The following is a 22,323-nucleotide window of genomic DNA, read 5'->3' as shown; positions in this document are numbered from 1 at the left end:
GTCGGAAGACTGGGCCTTTTGTTTTTGTGTTTTGCGGCCAGACGCGCCGCCATCTCCCCGGTGGCGCTGCGCTTACCGGGGCTACAGACCCCGTAGCCCGGACAAGGTGCGCAGCACCGCCTCCGGGAAAGGCTCCTGCCTGCCGGCACCCTTCATTCACGCCCATGATGAGATGAACCCGGCCCCGAACCGATATTATTCAGGCAAGCCTTCCCTCGCCAGATACGGTAAACTAATGCTGATTTTGCATCAGGAAGCCACTATGAACCTCTCCCTCAAACCCTGGAATACCTTTGGCATTAACCATTCTGCCAAAGCAATTGTACTTGCTGAAAATGAACAACAGTTGCTGGCTGCCTGGCAAGCCGCCGCTGCAGAACACCAACCTTGTCTGATCCTTGGAGAAGGAAGCAACGTTCTGTTCCTGAAAGACTATTCCGGCACGGTGATCATCAACCGCATCATGGGGATCGAGGTAAGCGAAACGTCTGAAGCCTGGCGTTTGCACGTTGGCGCCGGTGAAAACTGGCATCAACTGGTGCAATTTGCGCTGGAAAATGGAATGCCTGGGCTGGAAAACCTGGCCTTAATTCCTGGCTGCGCGGGATCTTCGCCAATTCAAAATATTGGTGCCTATGGTGTCGAACTGCAGCGAGTATGTGAATACGTAGACTGTATCGAACTCGAGACGGGTCGCAAGCAGCGCCTTTCTGCCGCAGAGTGCCGTTTCGGCTATCGCGACAGTATTTTCAAACATGAATATCAGGATCGTTACGCGATAGTGGCTGTTGGGCTACGGCTGGAAAAAGCATGGCAGCCCGTCCTGACCTATGGTGATTTAACCCGCCTCGATCCGCAAACTGTTACCCCACGCCAGGTATTCGATGCCGTTTGTCACATGCGTATGACCAAGTTACCGGATCCTAAAGTGAATGGTAATGCCGGTAGCTTCTTTAAAAACCCGGTCGTCAGTGCTCAGGTTGCTCAGGCATTGCTGGCTGCATTCCCTGGCGCGCCGCATTATCCACAGGCTGACGGCAGCGTTAAACTGGCGGCCGGTTGGCTTATCGACCAGTGCCAGCTAAAAGGGAAAACTATCGGCGGGGCTGCCGTTCACCGTCAGCAGGCGTTGGTGCTGATCAACGATAACCAGGCGACTAGCGATGATGTCGTTGGGTTGGCACACTATGTCCGCCAGCAGGTAGGCGAGAAATTTAATGTTTGGCTCCAGCCTGAAGTGCGCTTCATCGCAGAGAACGGTGAAGTGAACGCGGAAGAGGTGATTGCATGAAAGACAATACCGTACCCCTGACGCTGATCTCTATTCTGGCGGATGGTGAGTTTCACTCTGGCGAACAGCTCGGCGAACGCTTGGGGATGAGCCGCGCGGCAATTAACAAACATATGCAGACGCTCCGCGACTGGGGTGTTGATGTGTTTACCGTACCAGGGAAGGGCTATAGCCTCCCTGAACCGATTGAATTGCTGGACGAGCAAAAGATTGCCGGCCAGATTGAACAAGGTCGTATTACCGTGCTGCCGGTGATTGATTCCACCAACCAGTATTTGCTGGATCGTCTGGACGAACTGGAATCAGGTGATGCCTGTGTCGCTGAATATCAGCAGGCTGGTCGTGGCCGCCGCGGGCGTAAGTGGTTCTCACCGTTTGGGGCCAATCTTTATCTCTCCATGTACTGGCGTCTGGAACAAGGCCCTGCTGCTGCGATTGGTTTGAGCCTGGTGATCGGTATTGTGATTGCAGAAGTACTGCAGAGCCTGGGGGCGGATAACGTTCGGGTCAAATGGCCGAATGATATCTATCTGCAGGACCGCAAGTTGTCCGGTATCCTGGTAGAACTGACAGGCAAAACCGGTGATGCCGCGCAAATCGTCAGCGGCGCTGGTATCAACCTCGTGATGCGCCGCGTTGAGTCTGACATTGTCAATCAGGGGTGGATCAGCCTCCAGGAGGCGGGAGTCTTCATTGACCGTAACACCCTGACGGCGCGTCTGGTGAAAGCATTACGTACCGGTTTGCAACTATTCGAACAGGAAGGTTTAACACCTTACCTGCCACGCTGGGAAAAACTGGATAACTTTATTAATCGGCCGGTGAAGCTGATTATTGGTGATAAGGAAATATTTGGTATTTCTCGCGGAATTGATGCTCAAGGGGCATTATTACTCGAGCAGGATGGGGTAATTAAACCATGGGTGGGAGGCGAGATATCGCTGCGTAGCGCTGAATAAACAAAAGGGAGCTTGCGCTCCCTTTTTTATTTCCTTAGGCGAACTTGATCGACCGAATGATTTTCGCTTTTGGTCATAATCAAGCTTGCTCGCTCTCGGGTTGGTAATATATTTTCTTTTAAGTTCAGTAGGTTGATCTCATTCCATAATGAAGTGGCGATATTGACCGCTTCGTCTTTTGAGAGTTTTGCGTAATTATGGAAATAAGAATCTGGATCGGTAAAAGCGCCTTCACGGAATTTCAGGAAGCGGTTGATATACCAGTTTTTTAATAAGTCTTCCGGCGCATCGACATAAATAGAGAAGTCGACAAAGTCAGAGACAAATACATGATGCGGATCGTGCGGATAATCCATCCCGCTCTGCAGAACGTTCAAACCTTCCAGAATAAGAATATCCGGTTGAGCAACGGTTTTATCACCATCAGGAATAACATCATAAATGAGATGGGAATAGACCGGCGCGGTGGCATTTGGTACGCCAGATTTCAGGTCAGAAACAAACTTCACCAACCGATGCATATCATAGGACTGCGGGAAGCCCTTTTTTTTCATCAAGCCGCGTTCTTTTAACACCGAGTTAGGATGTAAGAAGCCATCGGTAGTTATCAGTTCAACATGACGATGTTCCGGCCAGCGGCTAAGCAGCGCCTGTAAAACACGCGCTGTAGTACTTTTACCAACCGCAACGCTACCTGCAATACTGATGATGTAAGGAATACGCTGGCCGTTGGTGCCAAGAAATTGCTCAAGCACCGCCTGGCGACGGAGGTTGGAACTGATATAGAAATTGAGCAAACGTGACAGCGGCAAATAGATCTCGGCGACTTCTTCCAGCGAAAGATCTTCGTTGATGCCTTTTAACCGCGCGATTTCTTCCTCTGTCAGCGTCATCGGAACGGAATCACGAAGTGCAGCCCATTGGTTGCGGTTAAATTGTAGATAGGGTGTCATTAACGTCTGCTCTTTTTTGCTCATAAGCATGTTCTTACTATCACCGAAAAAGAGGTAGCGGTGATGCTTCACACTAGTTAATCAGGACAATGGGCAGGAGGGTAACACCAGAATGCCGGGAATAATAAGAAAAAAACTCATCGAAGGGCGCTTTCTCATAGCAGCATCACAAGTGATGAATAAGTAGAAAGAGGGGAGAAAGCGAGTCTGCTATCTTTGCAGGTTAGCAATCGCACCTGCCACCAGGATTTGCAGGTGAAAAAACCATCATTCTTATATCTGACAGGCGCAGCGAAACAAATTCTGCGTTGATGAGTGCGCTTTTTTTGCACTCCATTGTTTGAAATTACACCGTTTTTTGGTGTAAGAGCACAAAATGTGAGCAAGAGAACGTTTTATGCAAATTTTTAGTTGCATGAACTCGCAGGTCTCCCTAGAATGCGCGCTACTTGATGCCGACTTAGCTCAGTAGGTAGAGCAACTGACTTGTAATCAGTAGGTCACCAGTTCGATTCCGGTAGTCGGCACCATAACAATTTGGGTGGGGTTCCCGAGCGGCCAAAGGGAGCAGACTGTAAATCTGCCGTCATCGACTTCGAAGGTTCGAATCCTTCCCCCACCACCACTTTCGGGCGACGCTTTGCGTAGCCGGAGTTGGTTGGGTAAACTAATCAGCTCAACATTAAAGAGAGCAATCTCTTTTTTGTTACAGAAAGAACTGGGTAGCCGAGTTTCAGGATGCGGGCATCGTATAATGGCTATTACCTCAGCCTTCCAAGCTGATGATGCGGGTTCGATTCCCGCTGCCCGCTCCAGACGTGCTGATATGGCTCAGTTGGTAGAGCGCACCCTTGGTAAGGGTGAGGTCCCCAGTTCGACTCTGGGTATCAGCACCACTTCTTTATCTCTCCTTCCCTGTTTCTCTCTGTTTATTGCATTCAACAAGTCGGGCATGTTGCCTGGTTGATGTGGTGATATCACCGATTTATCCGTGTCTTAGAGGGACAATCGATGTCTAAAGAAAAGTTTGAACGTACAAAACCGCACGTTAACGTCGGTACTATCGGCCACGTTGACCATGGTAAAACAACGCTGACCGCTGCAATCACTACCGTACTGGCTAAAACCTACGGCGGTGCTGCTCGCGCATTCGATCAGATCGATAACGCGCCGGAAGAAAAAGCTCGTGGTATCACCATCAACACTTCCCACGTTGAATATGACACCCCGACTCGCCACTACGCGCACGTAGACTGCCCGGGCCACGCCGACTATGTTAAAAACATGATCACCGGTGCTGCTCAGATGGATGGCGCGATCCTGGTTGTTGCTGCGACTGACGGCCCGATGCCGCAGACTCGTGAGCACATCCTGCTGGGTCGTCAGGTAGGCGTTCCGTACATCATCGTGTTCCTGAACAAATGCGACATGGTTGATGACGAAGAGCTGCTGGAACTGGTTGAGATGGAAGTTCGTGAACTGCTGTCTCAGTACGATTTCCCGGGCGACGACACTCCGATCGTTCGTGGTTCTGCTCTGAAAGCGCTGGAAGGCGACGCAGAGTGGGAAGCGAAAATCATCGAACTGGCTGGCTTCCTGGATTCTTACATTCCGGAACCAGAGCGTGCGATTGACAAGCCGTTCCTGCTGCCGATCGAAGACGTATTCTCCATCTCCGGTCGTGGTACCGTTGTTACCGGTCGTGTAGAGCGCGGTATCATCAAAGTTGGTGAAGAAGTTGAAATCGTTGGTATCAAAGACACTGCGAAAACCACCTGTACTGGCGTTGAAATGTTCCGCAAACTGCTGGACGAAGGCCGTGCTGGTGAGAACGTAGGCGTTCTGCTGCGTGGTATCAAACGTGAAGAAATCGAACGTGGTCAGGTACTGGCTAAGCCGGGCAGCATCAAGCCGCACACCAAGTTCGAATCTGAAGTGTACATCCTGTCCAAAGACGAAGGCGGCCGTCATACTCCGTTCTTCAAAGGCTACCGTCCGCAGTTCTACTTCCGTACTACTGACGTGACTGGTACCATCGAACTGCCGGAAGGCGTAGAGATGGTAATGCCGGGCGACAACATCAAAATGGTTGTTACCCTGATCCACCCGATCGCGATGGACGATGGTCTGCGTTTCGCAATCCGTGAAGGCGGCCGTACCGTTGGCGCGGGCGTGGTTGCTAAAGTTCTCGGCTAATCGCTGATAACATTTGACGCAATGCGCAATAAAAGGGCATCATTTGATGCCCTTTTTGCACGCTTTCACACCAGAACCTGGCTCATCAGTGATTTTTTTTGTCATAATCATTGCTGAGACAGGCTCTGAAGAGGGCGTAAAGTCCGAAACGCAGCAGAGCATTTCGGTTTGGTCGCCTCGCATTTAATGCGGGGCGAAGATGTTTGTCTGAATTCTTGTGACAGGTTGGTTTATGAGTGCGAATACCGAAGCTCAAGGGAGCGGGCGCGGCCTGGAAGCGTTGAAGTGGGTTATCGTTGCCGTGCTGCTGATTGTAGCCATCGTAGGCAACTTCCTTTATCGCGACATTATGCTGGCGATCCGTGCGCTGGCTGTGGTGATTCTTATCGCTGCTGCCGGTGGCGTCGCTCTGTTAACGACAAAAGGTAAGGCGACAGTCGCTTTCGCCCGCGAAGCGAGAACCGAAGTCCGCAAAGTGATCTGGCCGACCCGCCAGGAAACGCTGCACACCACGCTGATTGTTGCTGCCGTAACTGCAGTAATGTCACTGATCCTGTGGGGACTGGATGGTATTCTGGTTCGCCTGGTATCCTTTATCACTGGCCTGAGGTTCTGAGATGTCTGAAGCTCCTAAAAAGCGCTGGTACGTCGTTCAGGCGTTTTCCGGTTTTGAAGGTCGCGTAGCTACGTCGCTGCGTGAACATATCAAATTACACAACATGGAAGAGTTGTTTGGCGAAGTCATGGTTCCGACCGAAGAAGTGGTTGAAATCCGTGGCGGCCAGCGTCGCAAAAGCGAACGTAAATTCTTCCCAGGCTACGTTCTGGTTCAGATGGTCATGAACGACGCGAGCTGGCACCTGGTGCGCAGCGTCCCGCGTGTGATGGGCTTCATCGGCGGTACTTCCGACCGTCCGGCGCCGATCAGCGACAAAGAAGTCGATGCCATCATGAACCGTCTGCAGCAGGTTGGCGATAAGCCGCGTCCGAAAACGCTGTTTGAGCCGGGCGAAATGGTTCGCGTCAACGATGGTCCGTTTGCTGACTTTAACGGCGTTGTTGAAGAAGTGGACTACGAGAAGTCTCGCCTGAAAGTTTCCGTTTCTATCTTCGGTCGTGCGACTCCGGTAGAACTGGACTTCGGCCAGGTTGAGAAGGCGTAAGCCGGCGATCAAAAAAGCAGCGATTTAATCGTTGCATAGGGCGCGAAATTGGAATACAATTTCGCGCCTTTTGTTTTTATGGGCCTGGCCCGTAAAACGATGTTTAATCACGGGGAGCTTCTCTGAAGCGTTAATACCCAATTCGAGGATTTAAGAATGGCTAAGAAAGTACAAGCCTACGTCAAGCTGCAGGTTGCAGCTGGTATGGCAAACCCGAGCCCGCCGGTTGGTCCAGCACTGGGTCAGCAGGGCGTTAACATCATGGAATTCTGCAAAGCGTTCAACGCAAAAACCGAATCCATGGAAAAAGGTCTGCCAATCCCGGTTGTTATCACCGTTTACGCTGACCGTTCTTTCACTTTCGTTACCAAAACTCCGCCGGCAGCAGTTCTGCTGAAAAAAGCGGCTGGTATCAAGTCCGGCTCCGGTAAGCCGAACAAAGATAAAGTTGGTAAAATTTCCCGCGCTCAGCTGCAGGAAATCGCGCAGACCAAAGCTGCCGACATGACTGGTGCCGACATTGAAGCGATGACTCGCTCCATCGAAGGTACTGCACGTTCCATGGGCCTGGTAGTGGAGGACTAAGAAATGGCTAAACTGACCAAGCGCATGTCCGTGATTCGTGAGAAAGTTGATGCAACTAAACAGTATGACATCAACGAAGCCATCTCTCTGCTGAAAGAACTGGCGACCGCTAAGTTCGTTGAAAGCGTTGACGTTGCTGTAAACCTGGGCATCGATGCTCGTAAATCTGACCAGAACGTACGTGGTGCAACTGTACTGCCGCACGGTACTGGCCGTTCTGTTCGCGTTGCCGTATTTGCACAGGGCCCGAACGCTGAAGCTGCTAAAGCTGCAGGCGCCGAGCTGGTAGGTATGGAAGATCTGGCTGACCAGATCAAGAAAGGCGAAATGAACTTTGACGTTGTTATTGCTTCCCCGGATGCAATGCGCGTTGTTGGCCAGCTGGGCCAGGTTCTGGGCCCGCGCGGCCTGATGCCAAACCCGAAAGTTGGTACTGTAACTCCTAACGTTGCTGAAGCGGTTAAGAATGCTAAAGCAGGTCAGGTTCGTTATCGTAACGACAAAAACGGCATCATCCACACCACCATCGGTAAAGTGGACTTTGACGCTGACAAACTGAAAGAAAACCTGGAAGCTCTGCTGGTTGCGCTGAAAAAAGCAAAACCGACTCAGGCTAAAGGCGTGTACATCAAGAAAGTTAGCATCTCCACCACCATGGGTGCAGGTGTTGCAGTAGATCAGGCTGGCCTGAACGCTTCTGCAAACTAATGCCTTTACGTGGGCGGTGATTTTGTCTACAATCTTACCCCCACGTTTGCTAACGAAAGTTAGCGGCTAACAGATTTGTTCGTTGGAGCCTGGCCTATCCAGGCCTCCGTCGAAGACCGCAGGTGTTTCGTAAGAAACTTAATCCCCTGCGTAGACGGTGACAGAACGCTAAGATTATTTTTTGGATACTCTGGCTTGTTTCTGCTCACCGTATTAAGACGCTCTATTCGTTGAATAGAGTGAAGTGAGTTCCAGAGCATAAGCTCTGGCAAACATCCAGGAGCAAAGCTAATGGCTTTAAATCTTCAAGACAAACAAGCGATTGTTGCTGAAGTCAGCGAAGTAGCCAAAGGCGCGCTGTCTGCAGTAGTTGCGGATTCCCGTGGCGTAACTGTAGATAAAATGACTGAACTGCGTAAAGCAGGTCGTGAAGCTGGCGTTTACATGCGTGTTGTTCGTAACACCCTGCTGCGCCGCGTCGTTGAAGGTACTCCGTTCGAGTGCCTGAAAGACACGTTTGTTGGTCCGACCCTGATTGCATACTCTATGGAACACCCGGGCGCTGCTGCTCGTCTGTTCAAAGAGTTCGCGAAAGCGAATGCAAAATTTGAGGTCAAAGCCGCTGCCTTTGAAGGTGAGCTGATCCCGGCGTCGCAAATCGACCGCCTGGCAACTCTGCCGACCTACGAAGAAGCAATTGCACGCCTGATGGCAACCATGAAAGAAGCTTCGGCTGGCAAACTGGTTCGTACTCTGGCTGCTGTACGCGATGCGAAAGAAGCTGCTTAATCGCAGTTATCTTTGTAAAGCACTCGCTTACGTATAAACTTATTCTGATATTCAGGAACAATTTAAATGTCTATCACTAAAGATCAAATCATTGAAGCAGTATCCGCTATGTCCGTAATGGACGTTGTTGAGCTGATCTCTGCAATGGAAGAAAAATTCGGTGTTTCCGCTGCTGCTGCTGTAGCTGTAGCTGCTGGCCCGGCTGAAGCTGCTGAAGAAAAAACTGAATTCGACGTAATTCTGAAAGCTGCTGGCGCTAACAAAGTTGCTGTTATCAAAGCAGTACGTGGCGCGACTGGCCTGGGTCTGAAAGAAGCTAAAGACCTGGTAGAATCTGCACCGGCTGCACTGAAAGAAGGCATCAGCAAAGACGACGCTGAAGCTCTGAAAAAATCTCTGGAAGAAGCTGGCGCTGAAGTTGAAGTTAAATAAGCCAACCCTTCCGGTTGCAGCCTGAGAAATTAGGCTGAGGCTGGTGACTTTTTAGTCACCAGCCTTTTTGCGCTGTAAGGCGCCAGTAGCATTTCACACTGTTTGACTGCTGGTTTGCCTCACAATGCTTGTTTCTATCGACGACTTAATATACTGCGACAGGTTAGGGTTCCTGGGCTGTGTAAATCGCAATGAAATGGTTTAAGCGTGATAGCAACAGGCATTGCGGAAAGTGTTCCATTTTCCGGTCAACAAAATAGTGTTGCATAAAAAACTGCCCTTTCCGGGCAGATGGGTCGACTTGTCAGCGAGCTGAGGAACCCTATGGTTTACTCCTATACCGAGAAAAAACGTATTCGTAAGGATTTTGGTAAACGTCCACAAGTTCTGGATGTGCCTTATCTCCTTTCTATCCAGCTTGACTCGTTCCAGAAGTTTATCGAGCAAGATCCTGAAGGGCAGTATGGTCTGGAAGCAGCCTTCCGTTCCGTATTCCCGATTCAGAGCTACAGCGGTAATTCAGAGCTGCAGTACGTCAGCTACCGTCTGGGCGAACCTGTTTTTGATGTTAAAGAATGTCAGATCCGTGGCGTGACGTATTCCGCACCGCTGCGCGTAAAACTGCGTCTGGTGATCTACGAGCGCGAAGCGCCGGAAGGCACCGTTAAAGACATTAAAGAACAAGAAGTCTACATGGGCGAAATCCCGCTCATGACCGACAACGGTACCTTCGTTATCAACGGTACCGAGCGTGTTATCGTTTCTCAGCTGCACCGTAGCCCGGGCGTCTTCTTTGACAGTGACAAAGGTAAGACTCACTCTTCCGGTAAGGTCCTGTATAACGCACGTATCATCCCTTATCGTGGTTCCTGGCTGGACTTCGAATTCGACCCGAAAGACAACCTGTTCGTTCGTATCGACCGTCGTCGTAAACTGCCTGCAACCATCATTCTGCGCGCGCTGAATTACACCACTGAGCAGATCCTTGACCTGTTCTTCGAGAAAGTGGTCTTTGAAATTCGCGATAACAAGCTGCAGATGGAGCTGGTACCGGAGCGTCTGCGCGGTGAAACCGCCTCCTTCGATATCGAAGCCAACGGTAAAGTGTACGTTGAGAAAGGCCGTCGTATTACCGCGCGCCATATTCGCCAGCTGGAAAAAGACGATATCAAACATATCGAAGTTCCGGTTGAGTACATCGCGGGTAAAGTTGCTTCTAAAGACTACATCGACGAAGCGACCGGCGAACTGATCTGCCCGGCGAACATGGAGCTGAGCCTGGATCTGCTGGCTAAACTGAGCCAGTCCGGCCACAAGCGTATCGAAACGCTGTTCACCAACGATCTGGACCACGGTCCGTACATTTCTGAAACTGTACGCGTCGACCCGACCAACGATCGTCTGAGCGCGCTGGTAGAAATCTACCGCATGATGCGCCCGGGTGAGCCGCCGACTCGTGAAGCGGCTGAAAGCCTGTTTGAGAACCTGTTCTTCTCCGAAGACCGCTACGATCTGTCCGCGGTTGGTCGTATGAAGTTCAACCGTTCTCTGCTGCGCGACGAAATCGAAGGTTCCGGTATCCTGAGCAAAGACGACATCATCGAAGTGATGAAGAAGCTCATCGATATCCGTAACGGTAAAGGCGAAGTCGATGATATCGACCACCTCGGCAACCGTCGTATCCGTTCCGTTGGCGAAATGGCGGAAAACCAGTTCCGCGTTGGCCTGGTGCGTGTAGAGCGTGCGGTTAAAGAGCGTCTGTCTCTGGGCGATCTGGATACCCTGATGCCTCAGGATATGATCAACGCCAAGCCGATTTCCGCAGCAGTGAAAGAGTTCTTTGGTTCCAGCCAGCTGTCCCAGTTTATGGACCAGAACAACCCGCTGTCTGAGATTACGCACAAACGTCGTATCTCCGCACTCGGCCCAGGCGGTCTGACCCGTGAACGCGCAGGCTTCGAAGTTCGAGACGTACACCCGACTCACTACGGTCGCGTATGTCCAATCGAAACGCCTGAAGGTCCGAACATCGGTCTGATCAACTCCCTGTCCGTGTACGCACAGACTAACGAATACGGTTTCCTTGAGACCCCGTATCGTAAAGTGACCGACGGTGTTGTTACCGACGAAATTCATTACCTGTCTGCTATCGAAGAAGGTAACTACGTCATTGCTCAGGCGAACTCCAACCTGGATGACGAAGGCCACTTTGTTGAAGATCTGGTTACCTGCCGTAGTAAAGGCGAATCCAGCTTGTTCAGCCGCGACCAGGTTGACTACATGGACGTATCCACCCAGCAGGTGGTATCCGTCGGTGCGTCCCTGATCCCGTTCCTGGAACACGATGACGCCAACCGTGCATTGATGGGTGCGAACATGCAACGTCAGGCGGTTCCGACTCTGCGCGCTGATAAGCCGCTGGTTGGTACCGGTATGGAACGTGCTGTTGCCGTTGACTCCGGTGTTACTGCGGTAGCTAAACGTGGCGGTACCGTTCAGTACGTGGATGCTTCCCGTATCGTTATCAAAGTTAACGAAGACGAGATGTACCCGGGCGAAGCAGGTATCGACATCTATAACCTGACCAAGTACACCCGTTCTAACCAGAACACCTGCATCAACCAGATGCCTTGCGTGTCCCTGGGCGAACCAATTGAACGCGGCGACGTCCTGGCCGACGGCCCGTCCACCGACCTCGGTGAACTGGCGCTGGGTCAGAACATGCGCGTAGCGTTCATGCCGTGGAACGGCTACAACTTCGAAGACTCCATCCTCGTATCCGAGCGTGTTGTCCAGGAAGACCGTTTCACCACCATCCACATTCAGGAACTGGCGTGCGTGTCCCGTGACACCAAGCTGGGGCCGGAAGAGATCACCGCTGACATCCCGAACGTGGGTGAAGCTGCGCTCTCCAAACTGGATGAATCCGGTATCGTTTATATCGGTGCGGAAGTGACCGGCGGCGACATTCTGGTTGGTAAGGTAACGCCGAAAGGTGAAACCCAGCTGACTCCGGAAGAGAAACTGCTGCGCGCGATCTTCGGTGAGAAAGCGTCTGACGTTAAAGACTCTTCTCTGCGCGTACCGAACGGTGTCTCTGGTACCGTTATCGACGTTCAGGTCTTTACCCGTGACGGCGTAGAAAAAGACAAGCGTGCGCTTGAAATCGAAGAGATGCAGCTGAAGCAGGCTAAAAAAGACCTGTCTGAAGAACTGCAGATCCTCGAAGCTGGTCTGTTCAGCCGTATTTACGCTGTGCTGGTTGCCGGTGGCGTTGAAGCTGACAAGCTCGACAAACTGCCTCGCGATCGCTGGCTGGAACTGGGCCTGACCGACGAAGAGAAACAAAATCAGCTGGAGCAACTGGCTGAGCAGTATGACGAACTGAAACACGAGTTCGAGAAAAAACTCGAAGCGAAGCGCCGTAAAATCACCCAAGGCGACGATCTGGCACCGGGCGTGCTGAAGATTGTTAAGGTATATCTGGCCGTTAAACGCCGTATCCAGCCTGGTGATAAGATGGCAGGTCGTCACGGTAACAAGGGTGTTATCTCTAAGATCAACCCGATCGAAGATATGCCGCACGATGCTAACGGTACGCCGGTAGATATCGTACTGAACCCGCTGGGCGTACCGTCTCGTATGAACATCGGTCAGATCCTGGAAACTCACCTGGGTATGGCTGCGAAAGGCATCGGCGATAAGATCAACGCCATGCTGAAACAGCAGCAAGAAGTCGCGAAACTGCGCGAATTCATCCAGCGTGCTTACGATCTGGGCGCTGACGTTCGCCAGAAAGTTGACCTGAATACCTTCAGCGATGAAGAAGTTCTGCGTCTGGCTGAAAACCTGCGTAAAGGCATGCCGATCGCAACGCCGGTATTCGACGGTGCGAAAGAAGCTGAAATCAAAGAGCTGCTGCAGCTGGGCGATCTGCCGACTTCCGGTCAGATCACTCTGTTTGACGGCCGCACCGGTGAACAGTTCGAACGTCCGGTAACCGTAGGTTACATGTACATGCTGAAACTGAACCACCTGGTCGACGACAAAATGCACGCTCGTTCCACCGGTTCTTACAGCCTGGTTACTCAGCAGCCGCTGGGTGGTAAGGCGCAGTTCGGTGGTCAGCGCTTCGGTGAGATGGAAGTGTGGGCGCTGGAAGCATACGGCGCGGCCTACACCCTGCAGGAAATGCTCACCGTTAAGTCTGATGACGTGAACGGTCGTACCAAGATGTATAAAAACATCGTGGACGGCAACCACCAGATGGAACCGGGCATGCCGGAATCCTTCAACGTACTGTTGAAAGAAATCCGCTCGCTGGGCATCAACATCGAACTGGAAGACGAGTAACTCTCGCTCAAACAGGTCACTGGTGCCGGGGTAAAACCCGGCGCCAGATTGTGCTAACTCCGACGGGAGCAAATCCGTGAAAGACTTATTAAAGTTTCTGAAAGCGCAAACTAAAACCGAAGAGTTTGATGCGATCAAAATTGCTCTGGCATCGCCAGACATGATCCGTTCATGGTCTTTCGGTGAAGTTAAAAAGCCGGAAACCATTAACTACCGTACGTTCAAGCCAGAACGTGACGGTCTGTTCTGCGCTCGTATTTTCGGGCCAGTAAAAGACTATGAGTGCCTGTGCGGTAAGTACAAGCGCCTGAAACACCGTGGTGTTATCTGTGAGAAGTGCGGCGTTGAAGTGACCCAGACCAAAGTGCGTCGTGAGCGCATGGGCCACATCGAGCTGGCGTCTCCGACTGCCCACATCTGGTTCCTGAAGTCTCTGCCGTCCCGTATCGGTCTGCTGCTGGATATGCCGCTGCGTGATATCGAACGCGTACTGTACTTTGAATCTTATGTTGTTATCGAAGGAGGCATGACCAACCTCGAACGCAACCAGATTCTGACTGAAGAGCAGTACCTGGACGCGCTGGAAGAGTTCGGTGACGAATTCGACGCGAAGATGGGCGCCGAAGCTATTCAGGCCCTGCTGAAAAGCATGGACCTGGAGCAAGAGTGCGAGCAGCTGCGTGAAGAGCTGAACGAAACCAACTCCGAAACCAAGCGTAAAAAGCTGACCAAGCGCATTAAGCTGCTGGAAGCCTTCGTTCAGTCTGGCAATAAGCCGGAGTGGATGATCCTGACCGTTCTGCCGGTTCTGCCGCCAGATCTGCGTCCGCTGGTTCCGCTGGATGGTGGTCGTTTTGCGACTTCTGACCTGAACGATCTGTATCGTCGCGTCATTAACCGTAACAACCGTCTGAAACGTCTGCTGGATCTGGCTGCGCCGGACATCATCGTACGCAACGAAAAACGTATGCTGCAGGAAGCGGTCGACGCCCTGCTGGATAACGGTCGTCGCGGTCGTGCGATCACCGGTTCCAACAAACGTCCTCTGAAATCTTTGGCCGATATGATCAAAGGTAAACAGGGTCGTTTCCGTCAGAACCTGCTTGGTAAGCGTGTTGACTACTCCGGTCGTTCTGTAATCACCGTAGGTCCATACCTGCGTCTGCATCAGTGCGGTCTGCCGAAGAAAATGGCGCTGGAGCTGTTCAAACCGTTCATCTACGGCAAGCTGGAACTGCGTGGCCTGGCCACCACCATCAAAGCCGCTAAGAAAATGGTTGAGCGCGAAGAAGCTGTCGTTTGGGATATCCTGGACGAAGTTATCCGCGAACACCCGGTACTGCTGAACCGTGCGCCAACACTGCACCGTTTGGGTATCCAGGCGTTCGAACCGGTTCTGATCGAAGGTAAAGCTATTCAGCTGCACCCGCTGGTTTGTGCGGCATATAACGCCGACTTCGATGGTGACCAGATGGCTGTTCACGTACCGCTGACGCTGGAAGCCCAGCTGGAAGCGCGTGCGCTGATGATGTCTACCAACAACATCCTGTCCCCGGCGAACGGCGAACCAATCATCGTTCCGTCTCAGGACGTTGTACTGGGTCTGTACTACATGACCCGTGACTGTGTTAACGCCAAAGGCGAAGGCATGGTGCTGACTGGCCCGAAAGAAGCGGAGCGTATTTATCGCGCCGGTCTGGCCTCTCTGCATGCGCGCGTTAAAGTGCGTATCACCGAATACGAAAAAGACGACAATGGTGAGTTCGTCGCGAAGACCAGCCTGAAAGACACGACCATCGGCCGTGCCATTCTGTGGATGATCGTGCCGAAAGGTCTGCCGTTCTCTATCGTGAACCAGGCGCTCGGTAAGAAAGCGATCTCCAAGATGCTGAACACCTGTTACCGTATTCTGGGTCTGAAACCGACCGTTATTTTTGCGGACCAGACGATGTACACCGGCTTTGCTTATGCAGCGCGTTCAGGTGCGTCCGTTGGTATTGATGACATGGTCATCCCGGAGAAAAAATACGAAATCATCAGCGAAGCGGAAGCGGAAGTTGCTGAGATTCAGGAACAGTTCCAGTCTGGTCTGGTTACTGCGGGCGAACGCTACAACAAAGTTATCGATATCTGGGCTGCGGCGAACGATCGTGTATCCAAAGCGATGATGGATAACCTGCAAACCGAAACCGTGATTAACCGTGACGGTCAGGAAGAACAGCAGGTTTCCTTCAACAGCATCTACATGATGGCCGACTCCGGTGCGCGTGGTTCTGCGGCACAGATTCGTCAGTTGGCTGGTATGCGTGGTCTGATGGCGAAGCCGGATGGCTCCATCATCGAAACGCCGATCACCGCGAACTTCCGTGAAGGTCTGAACGTACTCCAGTACTTCATCTCCACCCACGGTGCTCGTAAAGGTCTGGCGGATACCGCACTGAAGACTGCGAACTCCGGTTACCTGACTCGTCGTCTGGTTGACGTTGCGCAGGACCTGGTTGTCACTGAAGACGACTGTGGCACCCTGGAAGGCATCACCATGACGCCGGTTATCGAAGGTGGCGATGTTAAAGAGCCGCTGCGCGATCGCGTATTGGGTCGTGTGACTGCTGAAGACGTTCTGAAGCCGGGTACCGCGGACATCCTGGTTCCACGCAACACGCTGCTGCACGAGCACTGGTGTGACCTGCTGGAAGAGAACTCCGTTGACTCCGTCAAAGTTCGTTCCGTTGTATCCTGTGACACCGACTTTGGTGTATGTGCGCACTGCTACGGTCGTGACCTGGCGCGTGGCCACCTCATCAACAAAGGTGAGGCTATCGGCGTTATCGCGGCACAGTCCATCGGTGAGCCGGGTACACAGCTGACGATGCGTACGTTCCACATCGGTGGTGCGGCATCTCGTGCGGCTGCTGAATCCAGCATCCAGGTGAAAAACAAAGGTAGTATCCGTCTGAGCAATGCGAAGTCGGTTGTGAACTCCAGCGGTAAACTGGTTATCACCTCGCGTAACACCGAACTGAAGCTGATCGACGAATTCGGTCGTACCAAAGAAAGCTATAAAGTGCCTTACGGCTCCGTTATGGCTAAAGGCGACGGCGAACAGGTTGCTGGCGGTGAAACCGTTGCAAACTGGGATCCGCATACCATGCCGGTTATCACCGAAGTGAGTGGTTTCGTCCGCTTCACTGACATGATCGACGGCCAGACCATTACTCGTCAGACCGACGAGCTGACCGGTCTGTCTTCGCTGGTGGTTCTGGATTCCGCGGAACGTACCTCCGGTGGTAAAGATCTGCGTCCGGCACTGAAAATTGTTGATGCTCAGGGCAACGACGTTCTGATCCCAGGCACCGATATGCCTGCTCAGTACTTCCTGCCGGGTAAAGCGATTGTTCAGCTGGAAGATGGCGTACAGATCAGCTCTGGTGACACCCTGGCGCGTGTTCCGCAGGAATCTGGCGGTACCAAGGATATCACCGGTGGTCTGCCGCGCGTTGCGGACCTGTTCGAAGCACGTCGTCCGAAAGAGCCGGCAATCCTGGCTGAAATCAGTGGCATCATTTCCTTCGGTAAAGAAACCAAAGGGAAACGTCGTCTGGTTATCACCCCGGTAGACGGTAGCGAACCGTACGAAGAGATGATTCCGAAATGGCGTCAGCTGAACGTGTTCGAGGGTGAACGTGTAGAACGTGGTGACGTGGTTTCCGACGGTCCGGAAGCGCCACACGACATTCTGCGTCTTCGTGGCGTACACGCGGTAACGCGTTACATCACCAACGAAGTGCAGGACGTTTATCGTCTGCAAGGCGTTAAGATTAACGATAAGCACATTGAGGTTATCGTTCGTCAGATGCTGCGTAAAGCGACCATCGAAAGTGCTGGTAGCTCCGACTTCCTCGAAGGCGAGCAGGTTGAATACTCCCGCGTTAAGATCGCTAACCGCGAGCTTGAAGCGAATGGCAAAGTTGCGGCAACCTATTCCCGCGACCTGCTGGGTATCACCAAAGCGTCTCTGGCAACCGAGTCCTTCATCTCCGCGGCATCGTTCCAGGAGACCACTCGCGTGCTGACCGAAGCAGCCGTTGCGGGCAAACGCGACGAACTGCGCGGTCTGAAAGAGAACGTCATCGTGGGTCGTCTGATCCCGGCAGGTACCGGTTATGCGTACCACCAGGATCGTATGCGCCGTCGCGCAGCGGGCGAACAGCCAGCTGCGCCGCAGGTGAGCGTAGAAGAAGCCTCTGCCAACCTGGCAGAACTGCTGAACGCAGGCCTGGGCGGTTCTGACAACGATTAATCGTTGATTCGTTAAGCGCTTAAAAGCCAGTCAGGTTTCCTGACTGGCTTTTTTATTACCTGTCGATTTATCTCACCTAAACTAAATTACATTTATTTAATGTAATTGCCGCAATTAATTAGCAAATTAAACATGTCTGATAATTATCTATTTGCTATTTCTTTATGCCATCACTAATCGATGGATAAAAATTCTACATGTATCAAAAAATAGGCGCCGCAAACGCTATATAGTCAAAACACTCAAAGAATCATGTGATTACTTTTCCCCATCCTTTTCGGTTTACCGCAACTGAGGGGGTCACTGCGCCTGTTAAAAGGCAATGGAGGTGGTGAGCAAAATAAAAATAAGGCGGAGAGTATTGTCGTTATTAATGGATAGCTTCTGGGGGATGCATGGAATTTGCTATACAGCTCATCATTATCTTAATTTGTTTGTTCTACGGCGCGAAAAAGGGTGGCATTGCGCTCGGCCTTTTAGGCGGCATTGGCTTAGTTATCTTAGTTTTTGTCTTTCATCTTAAACCAGGAAAACCGCCGGTTGATGTCATGCTGGTGATTATCGCGGTGGTGGCCGCCTCGGCGACGCTACAGGCATCCGGCGGTTTAGACGTGATGCTGCAGATTGCCGAGAAGCTCCTGCGGCGCAACCCCAAATACGTTTCTATCGTTGCGCCATTCGTCACCTGTACGCTGACGATCCTGTGCGGTACCGGCCACGTGGTGTATACGATCCTGCCAATTATTTACGACGTAGCTATCAAAAATAATATTCGCCCGGAGCGGCCGATGGCGGCGAGCTCGATTGGCGCTCAGATGGGGATCATTGCCAGTCCGGTTTCGGTGGCGGTGGTCTCGCTGGTGGCGATGCTCGGGAATTTTACCTTTAACGGTAAGCACCTTGAGTTTCTCGATCTACTGGCGATAACCATTCCGTCAACGCTACTGGGGATTTTGGCGATTGGCATCTTCAGCTGGTTCCGCGGTAAGGACCTTGATAAAGACGAGACCTTCCAGGCGTTTATTGCAGTACCGGAAAACCGTCATTATGTTTATGGCGATACGGCCACGCTATTGGATAAAAAGCTGCCGACCAGCAACTGGATCGCGATGTGGATCTTCCTTGCCTCAATCGCCGTAGTGGCGCTGCTTGGCGCGTTTTCCGAACTGCGCCCGGCGTTCGATGGTAAGCCTCTCTCAATGGTACTGGTGATCCAGATGTTCATGCTGCTCTCCGGGGCGCTTATCATCATCATTACCAAAACTAACCCGGCGTCGATTTCTAAAAATGAGGTTTTCCGCTCGGGGATGATCGCTATCGTCGCGGTGTACGGTATTGCATGGATGGCGGAAACCATGTTTGGCGCGCACATGACCGAGATTAAAGGCGTGCTCGGAGAGATGGTGAAGGAGTACCCGTGGGCCTACGCTATCGTGCTGTTATTGGTATCGAAGTTCGTCAACTCTCAGGCGGCGGCGCTGGCGGCAATTGTTCCGGTAGCGCTGGCGATCGGCGTTGACCCGGCCTATATCGTGGCTTCCGCGCCCGCCTGCTACGGCTATTACATCCTGCCGACTTACCCAAGCGATCTGGCGGCGATTCAGTTTGACCGTTCAGGCACGACCCATATTGGCCGCTTCGTCATAAACCATAGCTTTATTCTGCCGGGATTAATCGGCGTGAGCGTTTCTTGCGTCTTTGGCTGGGTGTTCGCGGCGATGTACGGTTTTCTGTAAGTGAGACAGGCGCCGCTGGCGGCGCCTGATAAATCAGCGGGATTATTGTGCGGGCGGCAGGCGGCGATACAGTTCGATCATATCGGTTGCTAAATCCTGAATCACCATCGCGTTCATTAGATGATCCTGGGAATGCACGGTAATCAGGTTCACCGGCAGCTTGCCGCTGCCTTCGTCCAGGCCAATAAGCTGGGTCTGGATTTTATGCGCATGCTTCACGAATTCGTGGGAGTCGGCCATAGCCTGTTCGGCGGCGGCAAAATCGCCTTTACGCGCCTGCTGCAGGGCGGTGAGGGCAGAACTGCGTGCGGAGCCGGCGTTGACCAGCAGCTCCATGATAATCGTCTCTAAATCTTCCATGCCTTACTCCATCAGCTTCAGGGCTTTATCCAGAACGGCATCGCCTTTCATCATGCCGTAATCCATCATGTCAATAACGGCGACCTTTTTACCGACCGGGTCGGCTAGCGCCTGTAGTTTCGCCTGCTCGTACTTCACCTGTGGGCCGAGCAGGATAATATCCGCCGCGGCCAGGTTATCCTTGAACTCCGCTACCGGCACAGCTTTGATCGAGACTTCGATGCCTTTCTTTTGCGCGGCCTCTTTCATGCGTTGCACCAGCATGCTGGTGGACATTCCTGCGGCACAGCATAAAACGATATTCTTCATAGTTTCATCGCCCTTATGTATGTTCCTTGATGCATCATCTTTATCGCGGGCGGCGGCGCGGCACAACCGCTTCACCATGATTGTGTGTAAAACATCACAAAAAATGAAACCGGTTTCAATTTTGCAGCGGCCGAGATAAAAAAGCCCGCAAAAGCGGGCTATCAGGGAGTTGTGCTCAGGCGCGAACGATTCGATTCTTGCCCTGCTGTTTGGCCTTATACAACGCTTCATCCACGCTAACGACCAGTTTTTCCAGCGGCTCCATATTCCATTCCCCGAGGCCGGCGCTAAAGGTGACGGTTAATCCTTCTTCGCGCCAGGTTCGGCTGGCAACGTTAAGGCGCCAGCTCTCCAGAATGGTGAGCGCGTTGTCGATATGTTCGGCAGGGAAGATAACGGCAAACTCTTCGCCGCCGTAGCGGTAAAGCGAGATCTCCTGCGGCTGCAGGATCTGTATCCCTTCACGCGCGACGTTGCGCAGCACGATGTCGCCATTGAGGTGGCCCCAGGTATCATTAATTGATTTAAAGTTGTCGATATCGACCAACGCGAGGGCGAAAGGCTGGTGATCGTTCATCAGGGCGGCGATATCGCTGTCGAAGGCGCGGCGATTTTTGCAGCCGGTTAGCGCATCGATGGTGGCCTGGCGGACATAGGTGAGCTCACGCTGTTTATTGCTCTCGATCGCTTTGCTGAGCATGGCTTCCAGCCGCGGCGCGCGTTTGACGTCGCCGGTCTTAATGGCGTTAATGATGTTCATCAGTACGGTACGCGAAGCGTGGCGCAGATACAGCCCGAACAGGACGATGACAATGGCGGCGAGGGCGAACCCCCAGGCGACAATATCGGTTTCATAGCGCGTCAGGTCATCAAGGGTGGCATCGGTGACGCGGAAAATAACGAACCAGTCAGGGTTGGTAAAGGAATAGTAGTAGTACCAGGCCTTATGTTCCTCATCATAAAGTTGGCCTTCCGCGCTGGTCATTTTGTCCATCAGTTCCGCGCTAACGTAGGTTTTAAATAGCGCGCCGGTATCGGGATGGATAACCACTTTGCCGTCGCGTTGCACGACAAAAAACTCGCCCTGTACCGGCGAGACAATCTGCCGTAACGCGTAGCCCATTGAGGTCAGATCCATATGAAATGCCAGACTACCTTTGAGCCTTCCCTGCGGTGAAATGACAGGCCGGTAGACGGTAACGGTAGGGTGGTGGGTGAAGTAGTCAAGGTAAGGAGTGGTATAGAGGCTGAAGGTACTGGCTTCCGCCTGGCGAATAAACCAGGGGCGCGTTTTTGGATCAAACGTGCGGCTCTCATCGCCTTCCATCACTTCGGGGGCGCGCAGATAATGACCAAGAGTATCGGCAAGCGAAATGGAGGAGACCGTCGGCATCAGCTCCTGCAGACGCATCAAATCGTCCAGACCCTTTTGCGGATTGAGATTTACGGCGCTATTGAGCGCATCGTCGCGGGCAAAGTATTTCGTCGCGCGCGCCAGAATGTAGTCATTTTCGCGCAGCAGCGATTCGGTGTAGTTCACCGCAAGGTTATGGGTAAAGTTGCGGTTAATATGGTGATAATCTTCAAGAAAGTTTTTCTTCTGCGTCGCGGTAACAAAGATTGCGATCAGTAAAAAACTGAGCAAAATCCCCGCAAACCCCACTACGATCGGCGTAGTAAAAGAGAGCTTTCTGTTGTGGCGTGCCATGAGTTGTTAATCGTCCAGAATCAATATACCCGTCATACTTCAAGTTGCATGTGCGTTGGCTTTCCTCGCTCACCCCAGTCACTTACTGAAGTAAGCTTCTGGGGATTCGCTGCGTCGCCGCGTGACTCGGCCTTCAGCCTAGCCCCTACGGGGCCAGCGCAAGCGCTGTTCAAAACGGCTAGCCGTTTTGTCCTGCAACTCGAATTATTTAGGGTATAAACCGTGGGTTTAGACGCAGGTTAAGCCAGCATGCCTGCTTAGCGAATCAGGTAACTATCGCTAAATTATAACGCTGAGTGCGCTCATCATCGTGATTAATATTTGATAGCAATATGTTTGCGGTAGTGCGGACGGTAGAGGCAGGGCGAAGAGAGGAAAGAAAAGCTCGCCCTGGTCAGCGTCCGCTGCTGACCAGGGCAGAATAGAAAAACGGCGGCAGTTCGGCGAGCCTCCGTTTTTCATCTCTCGTGCAGGCACGCAA

General features: G+C 52.3%; 16 protein-coding genes and 4 tRNA genes. 16 read left to right on the top strand and 4 right to left on the bottom strand.

The features are described 5' to 3' along the window. Window positions 1-235 precede the first annotated feature (235 nt). Together murB and birA are read left to right on the top strand one after the other, a co-directional pair. Window positions 236-1,291 carry a UDP-N-acetylmuramate dehydrogenase gene (murB, locus tag ABLU78_RS13715; RefSeq protein ID WP_260619768.1) on the top strand — a complete coding sequence of 352 codons (1,056 nt, stop codon included), beginning with the start codon at window positions 236-238 and terminating at the stop codon, window positions 1,289-1,291. Further along, window positions 1,288-2,250 (top strand): bifunctional biotin--[acetyl-CoA-carboxylase] ligase/biotin operon repressor BirA, encoded by a 963-nt coding sequence (gene birA / locus ABLU78_RS13710; protein WP_015704003.1) that lies wholly within the window; start codon window positions 1,288-1,290, stop codon window positions 2,248-2,250. Before murB ends, birA begins: the two co-directional genes overlap by 4 nt. 26 nt (window positions 2,251-2,276) lie before the next feature. On the opposite strand, the gene coaA is transcribed toward birA, so the two are convergent. Further along, complete coding sequence (coaA, locus tag ABLU78_RS13705; RefSeq protein ID WP_026612434.1) at window positions 2,277-3,227, bottom strand: type I pantothenate kinase; 951 nt, start codon at window positions 3,225-3,227, stop codon at window positions 2,277-2,279. A gap of 430 nt (window positions 3,228-3,657) precedes the next feature. Here coaA and ABLU78_RS13700 point away from each other — a divergent pair. From ABLU78_RS13700 to dcuB, 14 genes are all read left to right on the top strand, one after another. Beyond that, window positions 3,658-3,733: transfer RNA gene (locus tag ABLU78_RS13700), tRNA-Thr, on the top strand. Between the two features lie 10 nt (window positions 3,734-3,743). Continuing rightward, a tRNA-Tyr gene (locus tag ABLU78_RS13695) sits at window positions 3,744-3,828 on the top strand. 115 nt (window positions 3,829-3,943) lie between these two features. Further along, window positions 3,944-4,018 (top strand) — tRNA-Gly (locus ABLU78_RS13690). A gap of 5 nt (window positions 4,019-4,023) precedes the next feature. After that, window positions 4,024-4,099: transfer RNA gene (locus ABLU78_RS13685), tRNA-Thr, on the top strand. 115 nt (window positions 4,100-4,214) lie between these two features. Further along, a complete protein-coding gene (tuf, locus tag ABLU78_RS13680; RefSeq protein ID WP_015368828.1) occupies window positions 4,215-5,399 on the top strand; it encodes an elongation factor Tu in 1,185 nt (394 codons plus the stop codon). Window positions 5,400-5,631: 232 nt separating this feature from the next. Next, window positions 5,632-6,015 (top strand): preprotein translocase subunit SecE, encoded by a 384-nt coding sequence (secE, locus tag ABLU78_RS13675; RefSeq protein ID WP_015368827.1) that lies wholly within the window; start codon window positions 5,632-5,634, stop codon window positions 6,013-6,015. 1 nt (window position 6,016) lies between these two features. Next, window positions 6,017-6,562, top strand: coding sequence for a transcription termination/antitermination protein NusG (nusG, locus tag ABLU78_RS13670; protein ID WP_007665882.1), 546 nt, complete (start codon window positions 6,017-6,019; stop codon window positions 6,560-6,562). Window positions 6,563-6,718: 156 nt separating this feature from the next. Then, window positions 6,719-7,147, top strand: a complete 429-nt coding sequence (gene rplK, locus ABLU78_RS13665) for a 50S ribosomal protein L11 (protein WP_008808007.1) — start codon at window positions 6,719-6,721, stop codon at window positions 7,145-7,147. 3 nt (window positions 7,148-7,150) lie between these two features. After that, the gene (rplA, locus tag ABLU78_RS13660; RefSeq protein ID WP_015368826.1) at window positions 7,151-7,855 is read left to right on the top strand and encodes a 50S ribosomal protein L1; all 705 of its coding nucleotides are present in this window, start codon (window positions 7,151-7,153) and stop codon (window positions 7,853-7,855) included. 291 nt (window positions 7,856-8,146) lie between these two features. Further along, window positions 8,147-8,644, top strand: a complete 498-nt coding sequence (rplJ, locus tag ABLU78_RS13655) for a 50S ribosomal protein L10 (protein WP_004097644.1) — start codon at window positions 8,147-8,149, stop codon at window positions 8,642-8,644. 66 nt (window positions 8,645-8,710) lie between these two features. After that, window positions 8,711-9,076 carry a 50S ribosomal protein L7/L12 gene (gene rplL / locus ABLU78_RS13650; protein WP_003033114.1) on the top strand — a complete coding sequence of 122 codons (366 nt, stop codon included), beginning with the start codon at window positions 8,711-8,713 and terminating at the stop codon, window positions 9,074-9,076. A gap of 324 nt (window positions 9,077-9,400) precedes the next feature. After that, window positions 9,401-13,429 carry a DNA-directed RNA polymerase subunit beta gene (rpoB, locus tag ABLU78_RS13645; RefSeq protein ID WP_015704004.1) on the top strand — a complete coding sequence of 1,343 codons (4,029 nt, stop codon included), beginning with the start codon at window positions 9,401-9,403 and terminating at the stop codon, window positions 13,427-13,429. Window positions 13,430-13,505: 76 nt separating this feature from the next. Beyond that, complete coding sequence (rpoC, locus tag ABLU78_RS13640) at window positions 13,506-17,729, top strand: DNA-directed RNA polymerase subunit beta' (protein ID WP_015368824.1); 4,224 nt, start codon at window positions 13,506-13,508, stop codon at window positions 17,727-17,729. Window positions 17,730-18,124: 395 nt separating this feature from the next. Then, on the top strand, window positions 18,125-19,465 hold the full coding sequence (gene dcuB, locus ABLU78_RS13635; protein WP_015368823.1) for an anaerobic C4-dicarboxylate transporter DcuB: 1,341 nt from the start codon (window positions 18,125-18,127) through the stop codon (window positions 19,463-19,465). 42 nt (window positions 19,466-19,507) lie between these two features. Here dcuB and ABLU78_RS13630 read toward each other — a convergent pair whose 3' ends face one another. The 3 genes from ABLU78_RS13630 to ABLU78_RS13620 form a co-directional block, all read right to left on the bottom strand. Beyond that, on the bottom strand, window positions 19,508-19,825 hold the full coding sequence (locus tag ABLU78_RS13630; protein ID WP_015704005.1) for a PTS lactose/cellobiose transporter subunit IIA: 318 nt from the start codon (window positions 19,823-19,825) through the stop codon (window positions 19,508-19,510). A 3-nt stretch (window positions 19,826-19,828) separates the two neighbouring features. Then, entirely contained in the window at window positions 19,829-20,134 is a 306-nt protein-coding gene (locus tag ABLU78_RS13625) for a PTS sugar transporter subunit IIB (protein ID WP_015704006.1), read from the bottom strand. 175 nt (window positions 20,135-20,309) lie between these two features. Continuing rightward, the gene (locus tag ABLU78_RS13620; RefSeq protein ID WP_020079905.1) at window positions 20,310-21,842 is read right to left on the bottom strand and encodes a sensor domain-containing diguanylate cyclase; all 1,533 of its coding nucleotides are present in this window, start codon (window positions 21,840-21,842) and stop codon (window positions 20,310-20,312) included. Window positions 21,843-22,323 lie beyond the last annotated feature (481 nt).

This window comes from Klebsiella sp. JN_Kp122, assembly GCF_040062085.1.
In the GTDB taxonomy this organism is placed as follows: Bacteria; Pseudomonadota; Gammaproteobacteria; order Enterobacterales; family Enterobacteriaceae; genus Klebsiella; species Klebsiella aerogenes.
This window is presented reverse-complemented; position numbering and strand designations above follow the sequence as displayed.

Bases quoted from the DNA above. Each gene is read 5' to 3' on its own strand.
- rplJ (WP_004097644.1), top strand. From the start codon at position 8,147: ATGGCTTTAAATCTTCAAGACAAACAAGCGATTGTTGCTGAAGTCAGC.
- secE (WP_015368827.1), top strand. From the start codon at position 5,632: ATGAGTGCGAATACCGAAGCTCAAGGGAGCGGGCGCGGCCTGGAAGCG.
- rpoB (WP_015704004.1), top strand. From the start codon at position 9,401: ATGGTTTACTCCTATACCGAGAAAAAACGTATTCGTAAGGATTTTGGT.
- nusG (WP_007665882.1), top strand. From the start codon at position 6,017: ATGTCTGAAGCTCCTAAAAAGCGCTGGTACGTCGTTCAGGCGTTTTCC.
- tuf (WP_015368828.1), top strand. From the start codon at position 4,215: ATGTCTAAAGAAAAGTTTGAACGTACAAAACCGCACGTTAACGTCGGT.
- rplL (WP_003033114.1), top strand. From the start codon at position 8,711: ATGTCTATCACTAAAGATCAAATCATTGAAGCAGTATCCGCTATGTCC.
- birA (WP_015704003.1), top strand. From the start codon at position 1,288: ATGAAAGACAATACCGTACCCCTGACGCTGATCTCTATTCTGGCGGAT.
- ABLU78_RS13630 (WP_015704005.1), bottom strand. From the start codon at position 19,825: ATGGAAGATTTAGAGACGATTATCATGGAGCTGCTGGTCAACGCCGGC.
- coaA (WP_026612434.1), bottom strand. From the start codon at position 3,227: ATGAGCAAAAAAGAGCAGACGTTAATGACACCCTATCTACAATTTAAC.
- rplK (WP_008808007.1), top strand. From the start codon at position 6,719: ATGGCTAAGAAAGTACAAGCCTACGTCAAGCTGCAGGTTGCAGCTGGT.
- rplA (WP_015368826.1), top strand. From the start codon at position 7,151: ATGGCTAAACTGACCAAGCGCATGTCCGTGATTCGTGAGAAAGTTGAT.
- dcuB (WP_015368823.1), top strand. From the start codon at position 18,125: ATGGAATTTGCTATACAGCTCATCATTATCTTAATTTGTTTGTTCTAC.
- ABLU78_RS13620 (WP_020079905.1), bottom strand. From the start codon at position 21,842: ATGGCACGCCACAACAGAAAGCTCTCTTTTACTACGCCGATCGTAGTG.
- ABLU78_RS13625 (WP_015704006.1), bottom strand. From the start codon at position 20,134: ATGAAGAATATCGTTTTATGCTGTGCCGCAGGAATGTCCACCAGCATG.
- murB (WP_260619768.1), top strand. From the start codon at position 236: ATGCTGATTTTGCATCAGGAAGCCACTATGAACCTCTCCCTCAAACCC.